This window comes from Bacillus sp. JJ1566 (assembly GCF_036962685.1).
Lineage (GTDB): Bacteria > Bacillota > Bacilli > Bacillales > Bacillaceae_L > Ferdinandcohnia.
In genome coordinates, this window is the sequence record NZ_JBALOP010000066.1 from 1 (window position 1) to 16,118 (window position 16,118).

General features: G+C 35.7%; 15 protein-coding genes and 2 riboswitches. Of the genes, 4 read left to right on the plus strand and 11 right to left on the minus strand.

Annotated elements, in window-relative coordinates; all coding sequences use genetic code 11:
- Positions 1–285: 285 nt before the first annotated feature.
- Genes gcvPB through gcvT form a run of 3 tightly spaced genes read right to left on the minus strand, consistent with a single transcriptional unit; the run spans position 286 to position 4,239 of the window.
- Positions 286–1,746 carry an aminomethyl-transferring glycine dehydrogenase subunit GcvPB gene (gene gcvPB / locus V7112_RS21985; RefSeq protein WP_335423776.1) on the minus strand — a complete coding sequence of 487 codons (1,461 nt, stop codon included), beginning with the start codon at positions 1,744–1,746 and terminating at the stop codon, positions 286–288.
- Positions 1,739–3,085, minus strand: coding sequence for an aminomethyl-transferring glycine dehydrogenase subunit GcvPA (gcvPA, locus tag V7112_RS21990; protein ID WP_335423778.1), 1,347 nt, complete (start codon positions 3,083–3,085; stop codon positions 1,739–1,741). The genes gcvPB and gcvPA overlap by 8 nt, the downstream gene beginning before the upstream one ends.
- A 26-nt stretch (positions 3,086–3,111) precedes the next feature.
- Positions 3,112–4,239, minus strand: coding sequence for a glycine cleavage system aminomethyltransferase GcvT (gcvT, locus tag V7112_RS21995; protein WP_335423780.1), 1,128 nt, complete (start codon positions 4,237–4,239; stop codon positions 3,112–3,114).
- Between the two features lie 183 nt (positions 4,240–4,422).
- Positions 4,423–4,515: riboswitch (glycine riboswitch) on the minus strand.
- 296 nt (positions 4,516–4,811) lie between these two features.
- On the opposite strand from gcvT, the gene V7112_RS22000 reads away from it, so the two are divergent.
- The 4 genes from V7112_RS22000 to V7112_RS22015 all read left to right on the plus strand — a co-directional run bounded on the left by V7112_RS22000 (position 4,812) and on the right by V7112_RS22015 (position 8,378).
- Entirely contained in the window at positions 4,812–6,503 is a 1,692-nt protein-coding gene (locus V7112_RS22000; protein WP_335423781.1) for a DEAD/DEAH box helicase, read from the plus strand.
- Complete coding sequence (locus tag V7112_RS22005) at positions 6,481–7,275, plus strand: YqhG family protein (RefSeq protein ID WP_335423784.1); 795 nt, start codon at positions 6,481–6,483, stop codon at positions 7,273–7,275. The genes V7112_RS22000 and V7112_RS22005 overlap by 23 nt, the downstream gene beginning before the upstream one ends.
- Positions 7,276–7,651: 376 nt before the next feature.
- Positions 7,652–7,741, plus strand: a riboswitch (cyclic di-GMP riboswitch).
- A gap of 34 nt (positions 7,742–7,775) precedes the next feature.
- On the plus strand, positions 7,776–7,916 hold the full coding sequence (locus tag V7112_RS22010) for an anti-repressor SinI family protein (protein ID WP_335368504.1): 141 nt from the start codon (positions 7,776–7,778) through the stop codon (positions 7,914–7,916).
- Positions 7,917–8,045: 129 nt separating this feature from the next.
- On the plus strand, positions 8,046–8,378 hold the full coding sequence (locus V7112_RS22015; protein WP_335423788.1) for a helix-turn-helix domain-containing protein: 333 nt from the start codon (positions 8,046–8,048) through the stop codon (positions 8,376–8,378).
- 50 nt (positions 8,379–8,428) lie between these two features.
- On the opposite strand, the gene V7112_RS22020 is transcribed toward V7112_RS22015, so the two are convergent.
- The 8 genes from V7112_RS22020 to V7112_RS22055 all read right to left on the minus strand — a co-directional run bounded on the left by V7112_RS22020 (position 8,429) and on the right by V7112_RS22055 (position 15,929).
- The gene (locus tag V7112_RS22020) at positions 8,429–8,887 is read right to left on the minus strand and encodes a VanZ family protein (protein ID WP_335423790.1); all 459 of its coding nucleotides are present in this window, start codon (positions 8,885–8,887) and stop codon (positions 8,429–8,431) included.
- Positions 8,888–8,986: 99 nt separating this feature from the next.
- Positions 8,987–10,777 carry an ABC transporter ATP-binding protein gene (locus V7112_RS22025; RefSeq protein WP_335423792.1) on the minus strand — a complete coding sequence of 597 codons (1,791 nt, stop codon included), beginning with the start codon at positions 10,775–10,777 and terminating at the stop codon, positions 8,987–8,989.
- Positions 10,778–10,791: 14 nt separating this feature from the next.
- The gene (locus V7112_RS22030; RefSeq protein WP_335423794.1) at positions 10,792–11,979 is read right to left on the minus strand and encodes a nucleotidyltransferase domain-containing protein; all 1,188 of its coding nucleotides are present in this window, start codon (positions 11,977–11,979) and stop codon (positions 10,792–10,794) included.
- Positions 11,957–12,454, minus strand: a complete 498-nt coding sequence (locus V7112_RS22035; protein ID WP_335423796.1) for a lasso peptide biosynthesis B2 protein — start codon at positions 12,452–12,454, stop codon at positions 11,957–11,959. Before V7112_RS22035 ends, V7112_RS22030 begins: the two co-directional genes overlap by 23 nt.
- A gap of 10 nt (positions 12,455–12,464) precedes the next feature.
- Positions 12,465–12,695, minus strand: coding sequence for a lasso peptide biosynthesis PqqD family chaperone (locus V7112_RS22040; protein ID WP_335423824.1), 231 nt, complete (start codon positions 12,693–12,695; stop codon positions 12,465–12,467).
- A 65-nt stretch (positions 12,696–12,760) separates the two neighbouring features.
- Entirely contained in the window at positions 12,761–13,693 is a 933-nt protein-coding gene (locus V7112_RS22045; RefSeq protein ID WP_335423798.1) for an aldolase, read from the minus strand.
- Between the two features lie 94 nt (positions 13,694–13,787).
- Positions 13,788–13,961: a paeninodin family lasso peptide gene (locus tag V7112_RS22050; RefSeq protein ID WP_335423800.1), complete on the minus strand. Its 174-nt coding sequence runs from the start codon at positions 13,959–13,961 to the stop codon at positions 13,788–13,790.
- Positions 13,962–13,979: 18 nt separating this feature from the next.
- A complete protein-coding gene (locus tag V7112_RS22055; protein WP_335423802.1) occupies positions 13,980–15,929 on the minus strand; it encodes an asparagine synthase-related protein in 1,950 nt (649 codons plus the stop codon).
- Positions 15,930–16,118: the final 189 nt, after the last annotated feature.

Genomic DNA, 16,118 nt, shown 5'->3' on the forward strand with positions numbered 1-16,118 from the left:
AAAATTAAACGTTGACGCTTGTATTGTGTTCAGTTTTCAAAGGACTTTTTAAACCATCGCTCAAAAGCGACTTTTACAATATAACATTTATCATTCTTTTGTGTCAACAGTTTTTTTCAAATCATTTTTCTTCCTTAAAAGCTGTGACCCAATCAATCACGTTGTCGTGATGACTTAATCTATATTATCAGCCTCCCGTTCATTTTTCAATACTTTTAATCAAGGTAATTAATGGTAAAAAAAGAGACCCATCCCAGTTAGGATGAATCTCTTCTATATATATATTTATTGTTTTTGATAGCGTAAGACAGGTTTTCTTGCTGCTAATGTTTCATCTAGTCGACTTACAACCGTTGTGTGTGGTGCTTCTTGAACGATTTCTGGATTTTCTTCAGTTTCTTTTGCAATTTGGATCATTGCTTCAATGAAATTATCAAGAGTTTCTTTTGATTCTGTTTCAGTTGGTTCAATCATCATACATTCCTCAACATTTAGTGGGAAGTAGATTGTTGGTGGATGATAACCGAAATCGAGTAATCGCTTTGCAATATCTAAGGTACGAACACCTAATTTCTTTTGACGTCTACCTGATAATACGAACTCATGCTTACAGTGTTTATCATATGGCAGGTCAAAATATGGCGCTAGACGACGCATCATGTAGTTTGCATTAATAACGGCATTTTCAGTTACCGCTTTTAGACCATCTGGCCCCATTGAACGAATGTACGTATACGCACGAACATTGATTCCAAAGTTTCCATAGAATGGTTTTACACGCCCAATTGATTGTGGACGGTCGTAATCAAAGTGATAGCCATCCTCAGTTTTTACAAGCACTGGTTTTGGCAGGTAAGGAATTAAATCTTCCTTAACACCAACAGGACCTGAACCTGGGCCACCACCACCATGTGGACCAGTAAAGGTTTTGTGTAGGTTTAAGTGAACGACGTCAAACCCCATGTCTCCAGGGCGAGCCTTACTTAATACCGCATTTAGGTTTGCACCGTCATAATATACTTTACCACCAGCTGTATGGATGATTTCTGTCATTTCAAGGATATTTTCTTCAAATAAACCTAAAGTATTAGGGTTTGTTAGCATCAAGGCAGCAGTGTCCGGTCCAACTACTCGTCGTAAATCCTCTAAATCTACTAGTCCGTCCTCACCAGATTTTACAGTAATTGTTTCAAATCCTGCTACTGTTGCAGATGCTGGGTTTGTACCATGTGCTGAGTCAGGTACGATTACTTTTGTACGTGCTGTATCGTTATTTGCTTCGTGAAATGCACGGATCATCATTAATCCAGTCCACTCACCATGTGCACCAGCAGCTGGTTGAAGGGTTACTTCATCCATTCCCGTAATTTCTTTTAGATGCTCTTGTAGGTCATACATAAGCTCCATCGAACCTTGAACTGTACTTTCATCTTGTAATGGATGGATATGAGCAAATCCGTTGTAACGAGCTACATTTTCATTGATTTTTGGATTGTATTTCATTGTACATGAACCTAGAGGATAAAATCCTGAATCCACCCCGTGATTACGTTTAGATAACGCAGTGTAATGACGCATGATATCTAATTCTGATACTTCTGGTAGCTCCGGCTCCTCAACGCGAAGATAGTCACTAGGGATAACTTCATCTATATTAACCTCAGGTACGTCTAATTCCGGCAAACTATAACCAATTCGCCCTGGCTTTGATAGTTCAAAAATTAATGGTTGATCTTGCTTATTCATGGCTATCCCCCAATTCTTTTACAAGAGTATCAATCTCTTCTTTTGTGCGTAGCTCTGTAACTGCCACTAACATAGATCCCTCAAGTTCTGGGTAGTCACGGCCTAAATCATATCCACCGATAATTCCGTTTTCGATTAAACGAGCATTAACTTCTTTTACTGATTTACCGACATTGACAACAAATTCATTAAAGATTGGTCCTTCGAATGGTATTTCGAAACCATTTGCTTTAAATTGTTGCTTTGCATAATGGGCTTTTTGAATATTTTGGGTTGCAATTTCTTTTACACCTTTTTTACCTAGAGCTGTCATCGCAACAGATGCTGCTAATGCGTTTAAGGCTTGGTTTGAACAAATATTTGATGTCGCTTTGTCACGACGAATATGCTGTTCACGTGCTTGAAGTGTTAATACAAAGCCTCGTTTTCCTTGTTCATCAACTGTTTGACCAACCAGGCGCCCCGGAACTTTACGCATTAATTTTGATGTAACAGCGAAATATCCACAGTGTGGTCCACCAAATGCTGCTGGAATTCCGAATGGCTGTGCATCCCCAACAACGATATCAGCACCTAATTTTCCTGGAGGTTTTAAAGCTCCAAGTGCTAATGGATTACTCGAAACAACAAACATGCTCTTACCTGTGTGAGCGACTGCTTCAATTTCTTTTAAAGGCTCTATTTGACCAAAGAAGTTTGGATATTGAACAATGACACAGGCCACATCTTTATCCATTAAAGAGTTTAGCGCATCAACATCTGTAACGCCGTTCTTTGTTGGAACTTCAACAACTTCAATGTATTGACCCTTTGCATAGGTTTCAAGTACAAGTCTAGATTCTGGATGAACTGCCCCTGAAACCAATACTTTTTTATTCTTTGTATGGCCAGATGCCAGCATTGCTGCTTCTGCTAGAGAAGTTCCACCATCATACATAGAAGAGTTTGCTACATCCATTCCTGTTAGCTCACAAATCATCGTTTGGAATTCGAAAATAGCTTGAAGCTCACCTTGAGAAATTTCAGGTTGGTATGGTGTGTAGGCTGTATAAAATTCTGAACGTGAAAGAACATGATCAACAATAACTGGCATGTAATGATCGTAAACACCGGCTCCTAAGAACGAAGCATTGTGGCGTAAATCAGCATTTTTTGCAGCAAGAACAGAAAGTTCTTTCATTAAAGCAGGCTCTGATTTCGCCTTCTTGATGTTGTATTCTCCTTTAAATTGAACACTTTCTGGAATATCATTAAAAAGCTCATCGACTGTAGATACGCCGATTGCTTGAAGCATTTCGTTTTTATCTTGTTCCGTCATTGGTAAATAACGATGTTTCATGAATGTACCCCTTTCCACAACTCGATTTATTTTTTTGGACGCTTATAAAAAGGTGTTTCCACCACAACTGCTTTAAGTCGTTTTTTACGAACTTGAACCTCAACTTCTTTTCCAAGTTCTGCATGTTCAGATTTAATAAGAACTAACCCAATATTTTTTTGAAGGGTTGGTGATTGCGTTCCTGTAGTCACTTCACCCACTTGCTCTTCACCTACAAAAACTTCATAGCCATGACGTGGAATTCCTTTGTCAATCATTTCAATTCCAACGATTTTCCGAGGAGCCCCTTCTTCTCTCTGCTGTTTTAACACTTCTTTACCGATAAAGTCAGCTTCTTTATTTGGTTTCACTGCAAGGCCGATTCCAGCTTCGATTGGTGTGATGTCTTTAGATAGTTCTTGTCCATAAAGAGCAAGATTTGCTTCAAAGCGCAATGTGTCTCGCGCACCTAATCCACATGGTAAAACTCCCTCAGCCTCACCAGCATCTAAGATGGCATTCCAAAGATAAGGCGTGTCTTCAGCTTGGCAGTATACTTCAAAGCCATCTTCACCTGTATAGCCTGTTCTTGAAACGAGTGTTTTCTTTCCAGCAATTTCAACATCGTCTTGGAATTTAAAAAACTTGATTTCACTTAAATTTGTATTTGTCAGCTTTTGTAACACAGCTTCAGCCAGTGGTCCTTGAAGTGCAACCTGCCCAATCTCATTCGAAAGGTTCACCACTTCCACATCACCAAAGACATGCTCTTTTAGCCAATCAAAATCTTTTTCTGTATTTGAGGCATTCACAACGAGTAAATAATGTTCATCTGATTTTTTATAGATAAGTAGGTCATCAATTGTTCCACCATTTTCATAGCACATCGCAGTGTATTGTGTTGCGCCATCCTTTATAGTTGAAACATCATTTGTCATCAATTTTTGGAGATATGCTAAGCTGTCCTTTCCTTTTACATCGATTTCACCCATGTGTGAAACGTCAAAAAGACCTGCTTTTGTACGAACGGCTTCATGCTCTTCTTTAATACTTGAAAATTGGACAGGAAGATCCCACCCACCAAAATCAATCGTTTTAGCGCCATGCTTTTGATACTCATCGAATAATGGTGTTCGTTTTAATTCAGTCAACCGAATTCCTCCTTCACATTTCATCATTTAATATGCTGTCTGGGCTTTATTCTTCAAAACCAAAAGATTCTGAAAATATAAAAAAGGACAGATAAACTCCACAGTAGTGTGAAGTCTCTGTCCTTGCACCTGAAAGTTTACCTAGATTTTTATGATAAGAATACTAGGTTTGCCCCTTTGGTGGCCTAATGGCTCTCTCCAGAGTTGCGTCGAACAAGAGTCTTTTTGCCTGAGAGATTCACAATTGGCTTGCTTGCTCCTTCGGCGCTACAAAAATGTAGTCTCTCCCCTTGTTGTCATTCGCGGTCTTCATATTTTTCATTTTTTTGGTAATACTAACGAAACGACTATGGAAAATTTATCATGTCCAGCCCAAAAGCTTTCAATTTTATCAATTAGGATAGAACGTCAAACCCTTCTAAAAAGCATAGAGAAGCGTTTTCGAACTACCTTCATCCTACCATCATCCAGCGATTTGAGCAATATATTATTTTCTTAACAATGGATTATATTTTAAGGGAAACGTTCGTGTTTTACGAAAAACTCACTTTCTTCTATATAAATACATTACCTAACTAAGAAAGGACTGTGAATATATGAATGTCGATTTTGAATTTGATCAGTCGTGGCAAGGTGACTTTTTGCAAAGAATTGACGATGACGGTCCTTGGGCGAACTGGGAGTTGTATAAGCTTGCATATGAAGTTGAAAAACACCAGTCGATACCTGAATTCGAAGGCCTTCAGGCTCCTAAGCATTTACCACAGTTAACACCACTTCCCCATCAACTTGAGGTTGCAAAGCAAGTGGTTGAAAAAATGAATGGAAAAGCGATTTTAGCAGATGAAGTTGGACTCGGAAAAACAATCGAGGCTGGCCTGATTTTAAAAGAATATATGATTCGTGGACTAGTGAAGAAAGTATTGATTCTTGTCCCAGCTTCCCTTGTATCGCAATGGGCATCTGAATTAAATCAAAAATTTTATATTCCAGCAGTTCAGCAAAAGAAAAGCTATATGTGGGAGCAATATGATGTCATTGTTTCTTCGATTGATACGGCAAAAAGAAGTCCACATCGGGAAATCGTATATGAGCAGGATTACGATTTAATTATCATAGACGAGGCTCACAAGCTAAAAAACAATAAAACAAAAAACTATGAGTTTGTTCAAAACCTAAAGAAGAAGTTTTGCTTGCTATTAACAGCAACTCCTATTCAAAACCGAATTGATGAGATTTTTAATCTTGTATCCCTGCTTAAGCCCGGACACTTAGGTAATCAGGAAAACTTCGAGGAATTATTCGGGAAAAGGAGCCGTTCTCTCAATGATCATGAACATTTAAAGGAACTAGTCAATAAAGTAATGATCCGGAATCGCCGTGATGACACAGGAATTGAATGGACAAAACGAAAGGTTGAAACCGTTCCGATTGAGTTCTCCGAGACTGAACAAGAGCTATATGACGCGATTTCCGCCTATCGGTCTAGCTTTTCAGGATTTGCATCAAGTATGTTCTCGATTCTAACCTTACAAAGAGAAGCTTGTAGTAGTCGTGAGGCTGTTTACTTTACTTTGAAGAAGATGCTTGAGAAAAAGAATGAGGATGGCACTGCTTCCGCCCCCGCGGATATGGTATTGGGACTCATGAAAAAGGTTGAACAAGTCACCCAAAACTCAAAGGCTGAAAAAGCGGTTGAACTCATTAAGCAAATTGATGATAAAGTCATTATTTTTACCGAATATCGTGCGACTCAAATGTATTTGCAATGGTTCCTGCAGCAAAACGGAATTTCATCGGTTCCATTTCGTGGTGGGTTCAAACGTGGAAAAAAGGATTGGATGAGGGAATTGTTTAAAGGGAAAGTCCAAGTGTTAATTGCAACTGAAGCAGGCGGCGAAGGAATTAACCTGCAATTCTGTAATCATATTATCAACTATGACCTCCCTTGGAATCCGATGAGGCTTGAGCAACGAATTGGGCGTATTCATCGTCTTGGTCAAGAAAAGGATGTTCATATTTATAATTTCGCAACGAAAAACACGGTTGAGGAACATATTTTAAAGCTTTTATATGAAAAAATTAATCTGTTTGAGCGCGTCATTGGGCAGTTGGATGATATTTTAACAAGGCTCGATCTTGGAAATATTGAAGACCATATTCAAGATATCATGCTTCGTTCACGAAGCGAGGGTGAGATGAAAATTAAGATGGAGAATTTAACTTCAATTATCAGTTTTGAAGAACAAAACGGTGGTGAGCAGCGTGCAGCAACAGGAAATCGTTAATTTTCTAGAGAAATATTTTATATCTAACCATTGCGAAATTATTGAACGCCATCCTGGATATATGACGGTTCAGTTGACAATCGATCTAGATAAGCAGTTAATGAACCGTCCCTTTTATTGGACATATGTTGAAAAAACAGGTGGAGAACCGAATCCGATGAAGTTAACATTAATTACGGACCGGGACCAAGCACCTGAAAATGTAAAGGGTGACTTTATCCATTTCGGAGCTCCCCGCTTACATCAAATTTTTGAATCAACAAAAAAGCTAGCAAGCTACATTCGGTTGTATCAACAAAAACCACCCGGTGCCCAAGGTAATACACCTCTATACCCTTGGCTTGGGTTAAATGTGAAGGTTTCGTATAAGAGTGACCGTAAGCGTGATGTATTGATGTCGCTTGGCTTACAACTCATTAATGGAATCATTGTTGAGGATTTTCAGGAAAAAGTGGAAAAGCTGCCACTCACTCCAAAAATACCAGATTTAACGTATACGATGTCACCACTGGTTAAGCCACAAAGTGGTGTTAATCGACTTCAGCAATATGTGAGAGGCTATGCGGAATCACAAACTCACGCATGGGCTGATGAAGCAAGAAAACGTTGGGATGAAGATTTAACCCTGTTAGATGCTTTTTATGAAGGAATCGACGAAAAGCCAGAAAGCTATGAAATTGAAAAAGAAGCACTCAAGGACCAATACGAACCGAAAATCCTTGTCGAAATTATCAATGGCGGATTGTTTTATCTATGTCAAAATACAATGTAAAAATGGCCTATCCTCATTTTTGGGGGTAGGTTACATATTTTTATGAAATTACTTAAAAAATCGTTCGACAAATACCTTACATTTAATTGGAATTTTTACAAAAAATCTTATGTAAAATAGATATTTATTAACCCTCCCTTCCATTTAGTTAACAATTCCTAGGTCTTTTTTCTTATCTTTCGAGTTTTTCCTACACCATTGGTGAAAAGTATCCATTTTTCGAGGGAGTAAACAAGCAATTAATTTTATTTTGTAAATATTTTGACATCGACAGTTTTTTACATAAAAGATGTTTTTTATGAATTATACTTCTAAATGTAATACAAAGGTTCTATACATATATGGACTATCGTTTTAGGTCAGTCGGCGGAGCTTCAACAGACAAAGGCAAACTTATTGAAAAATAGGGACGCAAAGTCACAGGTCTAAGGTTGGAAATTTCAATTATGATGGCTGGACTGCCTGGAATACTAATGTATTTTGGGAGGGTATTGGAAAGTATGATAAAAGTAGAAAACGAAACACTTGATCAGGAATGGGTAGACCTAATTTTAGAAGCACTAGATATGGGAATTAGTGTGAATGAAATCAAAGCGTTCTTTGCAGAAAAAGCTGACGGACTTGACTCATTGATTGGATAAAGAACAGAGAAACCCACTCTAACTTCGGTAAAACACTTAATCTTACAATATTTTTGACAAAAACGTTCTTCATATAAAACAAACCTCTTCATTTTATGTTATAATCATAAATGGAGGAAGGTGGATTTAATGATTGGTCAACGTATCAAACAATACCGTTTGCAAAGAAAATTATCCCTATCTGAATTAGCTGATAGAGCTGGGGTTGCTAAATCATATCTAAGTTCAATGGAACGCAACCTTCAATCAAATCCTTCTATTCAATTTTTAGAGAAAATCTCTGCGGTCCTTGGGGTATCAGTGAACACTCTACTCCATGAAGAGGATCACGAAGTTCAAATAGAAGATCTTGATTCTGATTGGACCCAACTAGTACAAGAAGCAATGAAATCCGGTGTTTCAAAGGAAGAATTTAAAGCGTTCTTAGAATTTAACAAATGGAAGAATACCAATAACAAATAATAAAAAGCCCTTCAGAAGAGTGAAAAAACTTCATCTCTTGAAGGGCTTTTTTATAGGGATATATTCTTATTTAGACCTGTTATCCCTCTTAAAAATTTGCTAATCCTTGATTGTTGGTGATGAAAATATTTTTTGTGGATGATATATGAAACTACAATGACACCAATCGTGTCTTTTATCAAATCAGTTACCGAAAAAGATCTGAATGGGACATAGTATTGATGGATTTCATCTAGGGCACCGTATAAAACTGAGATTGTAAATAGGAGAATTTCTATCCTAAGTGATAACTTTCCAAAGGTCAGGAAAGCCATCACCAATAATGCGTATAAAATCGCAAACTGAAACAGATGACCAATTTCGAGCGCAGCACCTAACAATAAATAGATAGGTACACCAATTTGAACATGAATCCCTTCTAATTTGCTAGGATTAAAATGACTTGATTGTAACCAAATCCACGTCATATATATTACGGGTAAAAGCCTTAGAGAAGCTCGGAGTAGCATGTAATACCTACTTTCTTTTTCAAAATACCATACTCACTATAAGTACTTTTAACATTTTCTCCAAACTTCTCGATTAAAAGACCACTCAAGGTAAATATTTTATAAAGTAGCTTCCATTTGCTTTCCTAGGAGATGACTAAACATTCCTCGTTTATCATTCGCAAGTTGGTTAAAATTACCTTGTTGAATTACTTCTCCTTGCTCTAATACAATAACCTGATCCGCATTTCGTATAGTTGACAAACGATGCGCAATAACAATGATTGTCATTTTCCCTTTTAATTTTTCTAAGGCTTCTTGAATATTTGATTCATTTTCAGTGTCTAGTGCACTAGTAGCTTCATCCAATACTAATATAGAAGGATTACGCAATATTGCCCTCGCAAGAACAATCCTTTGGCGCTCTCCTCCAGAGAGACGAATTCCCCGGTCGCCAATTAGTGTATCAAGACCTTGAGGAAGCCTACGCACAAAATCTGCTGCAGAAGCAAACTCAAGTGCCTCCCATAGTTGTTCATCAGTAGCATCTTGGTTTAGAATTTCTAAGTTTTCCCTAATACTTACATTAAACAAAAATGGATCTTGTGGAACATAGCTTATCGAACGCCTAAGCGATAACAAGTTTGATTCAGATAGAGGTACACCATCAAGTAAAACCTGACCATTTTCTTGTTGATTTAAGCCCATTAATAAATCAATTAGTGTACTTTTTCCAGCACCAGACCGCCCAACAATTGCTGTCATTTGGTATGAGGGAATGAACACATCAATCCCCTTTAGCGCATATTTCTGATCACTTTCTCTATATCTAAAATACACTTTCTTACATTCAATTCCATTTTCAATCTTTATCGTTTTTTGATCAACCTGCCCTGTTATTTCTTTTGCCTTTAAACAATCCATCTGAAGGCTTATAACTGCTTTTAATGCAGGTGTTACTGTAGCCATTTGCTCCAAACCGGCTTGGATCCCCGTGATTCGTGGCCATAACCTTGAAAAAATAGCTATAATTAGTAGTAGTTGCGCAACTTCGGTATGATAAAAAGTAACTGAAAAGTAAATAAATACAGCAATAAGAATTGTGGATGCAACCTTGTAATTAAATTGGGACAGTGTTTTAAGCTTTGAATAATTAATTTGTTCATCATGGAGTTGTTTTGTCATATAGCTATACCATTGAATACGCGACTCTTCTAGATTGTTACTTTTGATTTCTTTTATTCCGTTAAAACTATCTGTGATTCCTGCCATATAACTCTTGCCAAACTCCCAGTTTAGTTTCCCTAATGCTCTAGATTTTTTGATAAATACATAGGAAAAAAGAGATAAAATAAAACCACTCAACAATACAAAAATCGTAATCTTAGGGGATAGGATAAAAGCAATTACAACTTGGATAATTGTAAAAATAACGGCTGTAATAAACTGTAAAAACGTATTGGTTCCAGCACTCGCCTGGGCTATTTCAGCCGTTAAAGAATTAATGATATCGGATTTCCGTCGTTTTAAGAAAAAGTCCCAATTTGAATACATTAAGGCGCTATACGTTTCGATACGGAGCTGCCTAAAAAAACCATGCTGTATCTTTGTGTTTTGAATTGTTAGGTAACGTTGGATAAAATTTTGTAGTATCCCGACCATCACAAATATCCCAAGTATAGCAGTAAAACTTAACGCTTCTGATATTTTGTTTAGGTACTCGAATACAAATGATATTGACGAATTGCTAGAAGTTATATTCATTATTCCACTCGCACTTAATAAAGGAATTAGCATAATAATTGCAATTCCGTCTAATAAACTAATCAACATCATTGCTAGGAGGTTTATATAAAGCTTTTTACCAGCATATGAACGCAATTTTTTATAAAAATATAAGATGTGATTCACTTCCAAACCTCCAATTAATTCAATGAGTATTTCTTTTTTCGTCTTTTTATCAAGAGAAATGGGCGTAATATGAAATATAAGAAATGCAATCTTTTTGGTAAGGGTAAGGTTTCAACATCTATATAATAAGGGTGTAATGTACTTAAAACTTGGAAGATTCTTTGTTTAAAAGTCAAAAGTGAAATTAAATGCTTCGAATGGTATGTTGATACATCATGAGGTAATGGAGCTGTATGTAAATGCACCATTTTTTCAATATAAAAAATAGCTTGTTGGGCCAATTGGAATGGACGTTGTCTGCAGATTAATGGCTTCATTTCATCAGTCAAGTTCGTTTCTAGTAACTGAGTAGTAAGAATTATTGCCTGTCCACCGATATGATCACATTTGAATTTTTTTAAGTGACGGGTAAGAGTAAACCAATTTATATCTTTTTTCACTAACTGATGAATATCAACTAGCCAACGAAGGCGGGACCAGCCGTGCCTTGCTCCATGCGTTACTAGAAATAAAAATAAATCCTCTATTCCTAAAAAATATACTGGATAGCTTGTTGTGGAGTATATTCTCTTTCTTTTCCATAAGTCAAAAAAATTGGGTTCCTTACTAGGTGCAGGGTTTAATCTCCAATGAATCTCTAACTTAATGCCTTTTATTGGGTGGAAGTATGTAAAATGATGATGCCTCCACTTCCAGTCATTTAAAACTGATTGAATGTACTCGTTTTTCTCATAACCAGCATTAAGTATTAGTTCTTCGGCTTTCTCCAGTTCTTCGATTGGGATTAGTACATCTAAATCTCCTGATGTACGGAGTGATAAATCACCATATAAGTCCGTAGCAAGTACAGGCCCTTTTAAAAATAGAGGATGTATCTCGTTTTCTATTAATAATTTACTTACCTGCTCCATTTCTCCACATAATTGGAGCATTTTAATGACGTTGTGTCGATAATATTGATTAATTTTTTGTACTACGTATTCAGGAATTAGCCTATCTTTTAGTTTCTCAATTTTGGGAAGGATATACGGATACACTCGATGATGAAGGACTAATTCCACAAATAAGTCCCAATCTATGTTTTTGAACAAAGCTTTTTGAGTATCCGTTAGAATAGTTTCGTTTTCATCCTTGATAATTTCTAAAAGCAACTTTGTTTCCCTCGGTATTTTAGTAAAATCAAGTTGATTTTTGATATCCATTGTTTTCTCCTTCAAGACCATTAGTACTTATCCTTTTCGCAAATTTACCAACTACAGTAAACTTCTCCATGCCTTCTGCTCCCGTAACATAAAATGATCCACTACGTAACCATGCATGTGCAATCATTTTTCCAAATTCATCTCTTGCAGTTCCTAAATAAAGAGTACAATCTATATTTCTTCGCTCCAACATTTTCATGGCTGCAATTGCCTTCACTAAACATTGACTTTCCCAGAAGGTATAACGACTCATAATATGAATGGCATTTGATATATTTTTTAGGTTTTTATTATTTTCATATACTCGCTTATAGGAAGTTTCTTGCATGGGCTCACCTAGTGAAGGTGCTACTTTTGAAAAAGGTATTGCTTTTAAAATACGGGCCCAAGCCAGCAAAAAGAATGCTTCAATAAAAAGTAACTTGGTTTTGTAGTTTAGTAATAAAAATATTAAAACCTTTTTTATAATGCGCATAGCTAATCCCCTAAATATCGTTTGATAATTGTATCAGTTCTTCCTTACGTAATTGTTCCAGAAATTCATTTACATGGCTCTCACATTCTTGCCTATCTACATCAAATGTCTCTAGTAAACTAGTCACCAATTTTTCAACAGTGGTTGGCTCACTTAGCAAATCCCATATTGCACCGCCAATTTCACCTAGGTTATAATATTTTCCTTTTAAAACACTTAACATGACCTTTTCTCCACCCATGTCACTTACGATATTGCCTTTACTTTGAACAATTATTTGGTTTAACGAAATGTTTGGGTCTGTAATCAATTATTATCCCCCTCATTAATAGCAGATAAAATCATAGAAGCTAAATCAGTTGCAGTAAAAAGTGAAACTGGTCGATTGATTTGATAAAGATTAACTCTGTTTGCAAGAGTTGTTATAAAAGAAAAATGCCACTCTAACATGCCAGATGATGTTAAAAGGAAATTCCTATACGTATGTTGAAAAAGCGTCTGTAATCGATGGAGATTTAGAATAGGCTTTATATTAATTTTCAAATCTTCAGACTTTACTAATTCAAATACCCCCCCTAGAGGTATATCTTCTTTATAAAATTGAGAAATTACAGGAACAGCGAACTTTGTCTCCCGTTCAGCTATTGGGTACAAACTCTTAGCGTCCATACCAAATGCTTGTAAACTTTCTTCCCACAGCTTCTGCTGTGGATAAGCTGGGGTAACAATTGGAATATTATTGTTGGACATTGAAACAGGTATTACATCATCACTTAAAAGTTCATATCCTTTATTTAAAAATGCTGTAGCAAGAGTTGATTTACCCGCTCCAGATTCTCCAACAATTGCGTATGCCTTACCATTAATTGCAACTGCGCTACCATGTAAAGGCAGGATTTTTCGTTGCATTAATAAGGCTCCCATACATGTACCAAGTACATATAATCTAATTTGTTCTGCATGAACACCTTCTTCCTTTGAAATAAAAATTCTTTTCCCCCTCTCAATCGAAAAGATAGCAGTATTTGGAATCCGAAACATAACAAATTCGTGATTTATAATAATAAACTGATCATTCTCCACTAACTCATTCCATTTAGCTGTAAGATCCACAAATTGAATTTCCACATCAATATGACTATTTTCAATATTAGAGGCAATTAACTCAGGAAATTCAAGCTCAGTCATTAAATTTAAGCCGAATGCTTTATAGCAAAATTTCAATCTTGTATTTATCATAGTTCCCCCATAAGTTATAAAATATATAACTATAACCCTTATGCAATTAATTATTGGATAAGGGTTACGCAAAATTAAGTAATTTGTCTTACTGTTAACTCTCACCTATAAGGTCAGGGTGTACACAGGCCTTATTTATCTTTCCGTCAGGATTGATATTTGGATGCGTACTTGTGCAATAGCTATCAGACACTGCATTTCCATCCCCACCCATTGTAAAACTAATATTAAGTTCCTCCAATAGTGGTCTACTCCAAACCTTTTTCATAGTCTCACCCCCCTTCTTCTAAAAATGTTTAATAAATCGATAAATAACTAAACAACTAAATAATTTTCTAAAATCATTATCAAAAATAAACTCCTGGCGTGGTCCACTAGAAAACTTATTGATTACTCTTGTGATTTCTTCTTTATCAAAAAATTCTGCTATTCTGATATCATTAGAAAGTTGTTTCATTTCACTAATGAGCATACTCCAGCTTGGGGTAAGTCGATGAACCACATCCGCTGACTGTAATCCACGACTTTTATTATTTAATCTAACCTTGTTAGGGAGAAAGTCCTTAGTTGCCCTTCGAATTAATGAACGATCAAAGCCCCCTCTAGCATATTGTTCTTGAGGTATCGACAAGCAAAACCGAATAACACGAATATCATTGGTTGGATCCCTATCCCATAATGCATATCGTAACGACAACTTAGTAGTGGCTACTCCATTTTTATTCCAATAATGAAGCTCTTCAAAATGTTTATTTCTTATTTCGAAAGGTGATTTCCTCGATTTTCCAACTGAATACATACCAATAGATTCAAGCTTCTCATAAACATTAGTTCTTTTTGCTAAGGAAGGATTAATAATTGATTTAGTATTTAGAGTATCTTTATTGACTTTTTTAATAGATTGAAGATTTAAAGAGAACATTCCCTTTATGATTGCTGGGATAATTACTGACTTTCCTGTATTAAAATTGCTACAATATAAGTCTAGTTCTTTGTATAGTTCAATCAATTTCATTTTCCTCAATAAGGATGAATAATAATTCAGGTTAATTTCTATTGAACCCCAAGAAATAGAAAAATTACCACGTGCTCCATTTAATAAAATTTTAATTCCGTTCTTTTGAGCGCTTTGATTAATTCCTTTTAACCAATATGAGTTCTCAAAAAATTTATAAGGCATCTCCATAAGTTGTATAAATTCGTCCATTATAGTTAAAGGATTTTGTCCATCGAAGTCTAAGTAATTATCAGAGATATTACCAACATGCCTCACTGTTTCCTTAATAAAAGGTCTTTCATCAGGAATATAGTATTTTGATGTCCAATCCTTGAAATGTTTTACAGGAATAAAACTAAAAGTATTTAATGTTTTATTCTCCTTTTGTAATGCTCTTGCTGCGAAACTAACAACAGATCCTGAGTCTAATCCTCCACTTAATTGTGCACCTACATTACCATGAGTACGAAGCCTATCGATTACCGCTCTTTCAAATATGTCTTGAAACGCTTCTTCATATTCAATATCTGATTTTAGTATCAGTTTTTCTACCGCTGATATCCGACAGTAGCGTGTAAGAGTTACTTTACCATTTAAGATTGTTAAAAAATGTGAGGGCGGTATCTGTTTGATATGTTTGTATACTGTTGAAATAGTATCAACAGCGTCAACCATACTTGGTATTGTAATAAATTCAGCTAGCCATTGTTCATTTAATTCTTTATGGACATAGGGTAAAGTTAATAAAGACTCCATTGTTGTAGAAAATACCACTCGCTCTTGATCTTGATAATAATAAAGAGTTCTTGCTCCAGAAAAATCTCTAGCAGCAAAGAGTTTTCTCTTTTTTTCATCCCATAATATAAACGAAAAGTCACCAATTAAATGTTTTGGAACATCCTCTCCCCATTTACTATAAGCAAGTAAAATTAATTGACTGTCAGTAATATATTTTCCTTTTTGGCTATCAATATTTAATTTGCTTAACAATTCCTTACGGTTATCAATTATCGCATCTGCTGTAATTAATAGTTGTCTTTCATAGTCATAAAAAGGTAATATTTCACCAACAGACTCTGGGGTAATCCATTGTGCATGACATCCTAAAAATATATTATCCTTTTTTAAAGTACCAATTTCGTCTACAGGATACTTTAGAAAAACATCCATTATTTTTCTAATATGTTCTTCAGATACTGGTTCCTTATTAAGATTATATATTCCAGCAATTGCACTCATTATTTTCCTCCATCTAGAAATAGCTAATTAGAAGTTTATGATTATTCTTTATTAAGAACATCCAGGGTAAATTAGTTAATAATTTTTCTAATTTAATATCAAAGTTGCGATACGCGATAATGTAGTATAGTGGTTACCTTTTAAATAATATAACATTTTATCTTGATGCAGCTGATGATGTTCAATATT

Bases quoted from the DNA above. Each gene is read 5' to 3' on its own strand.
- gcvPB (WP_335423776.1), bottom strand. From the start codon at position 1,746: ATGAATAAGCAAGATCAACCATTAATTTTTGAACTATCAAAGCCAGGG.
- gcvPA (WP_335423778.1), bottom strand. From the start codon at position 3,085: ATGAAACATCGTTATTTACCAATGACGGAACAAGATAAAAACGAAATG.
- gcvT (WP_335423780.1), bottom strand. From the start codon at position 4,239: ATGAAATGTGAAGGAGGAATTCGGTTGACTGAATTAAAACGAACACCA.
- V7112_RS22000 (WP_335423781.1), top strand. From the start codon at position 4,812: ATGAATGTCGATTTTGAATTTGATCAGTCGTGGCAAGGTGACTTTTTG.
- V7112_RS22010 (WP_335368504.1), top strand. From the start codon at position 7,776: ATGATAAAAGTAGAAAACGAAACACTTGATCAGGAATGGGTAGACCTA.
- V7112_RS22015 (WP_335423788.1), top strand. From the start codon at position 8,046: ATGATTGGTCAACGTATCAAACAATACCGTTTGCAAAGAAAATTATCC.
- V7112_RS22020 (WP_335423790.1), bottom strand. From the start codon at position 8,887: ATGCTACTCCGAGCTTCTCTAAGGCTTTTACCCGTAATATATATGACG.
- V7112_RS22030 (WP_335423794.1), bottom strand. From the start codon at position 11,979: ATGGATATCAAAAATCAACTTGATTTTACTAAAATACCGAGGGAAACA.
- V7112_RS22035 (WP_335423796.1), bottom strand. From the start codon at position 12,454: ATGCGCATTATAAAAAAGGTTTTAATATTTTTATTACTAAACTACAAA.
- V7112_RS22040 (WP_335423824.1), bottom strand. From the start codon at position 12,695: ATGGGTGGAGAAAAGGTCATGTTAAGTGTTTTAAAAGGAAAATATTAT.
- V7112_RS22045 (WP_335423798.1), bottom strand. From the start codon at position 13,693: ATGATAAATACAAGATTGAAATTTTGCTATAAAGCATTCGGCTTAAAT.
- V7112_RS22050 (WP_335423800.1), bottom strand. From the start codon at position 13,961: ATGAAAAAGGTTTGGAGTAGACCACTATTGGAGGAACTTAATATTAGT.
- V7112_RS22055 (WP_335423802.1), bottom strand. From the start codon at position 15,929: ATGAGTGCAATTGCTGGAATATATAATCTTAATAAGGAACCAGTATCT.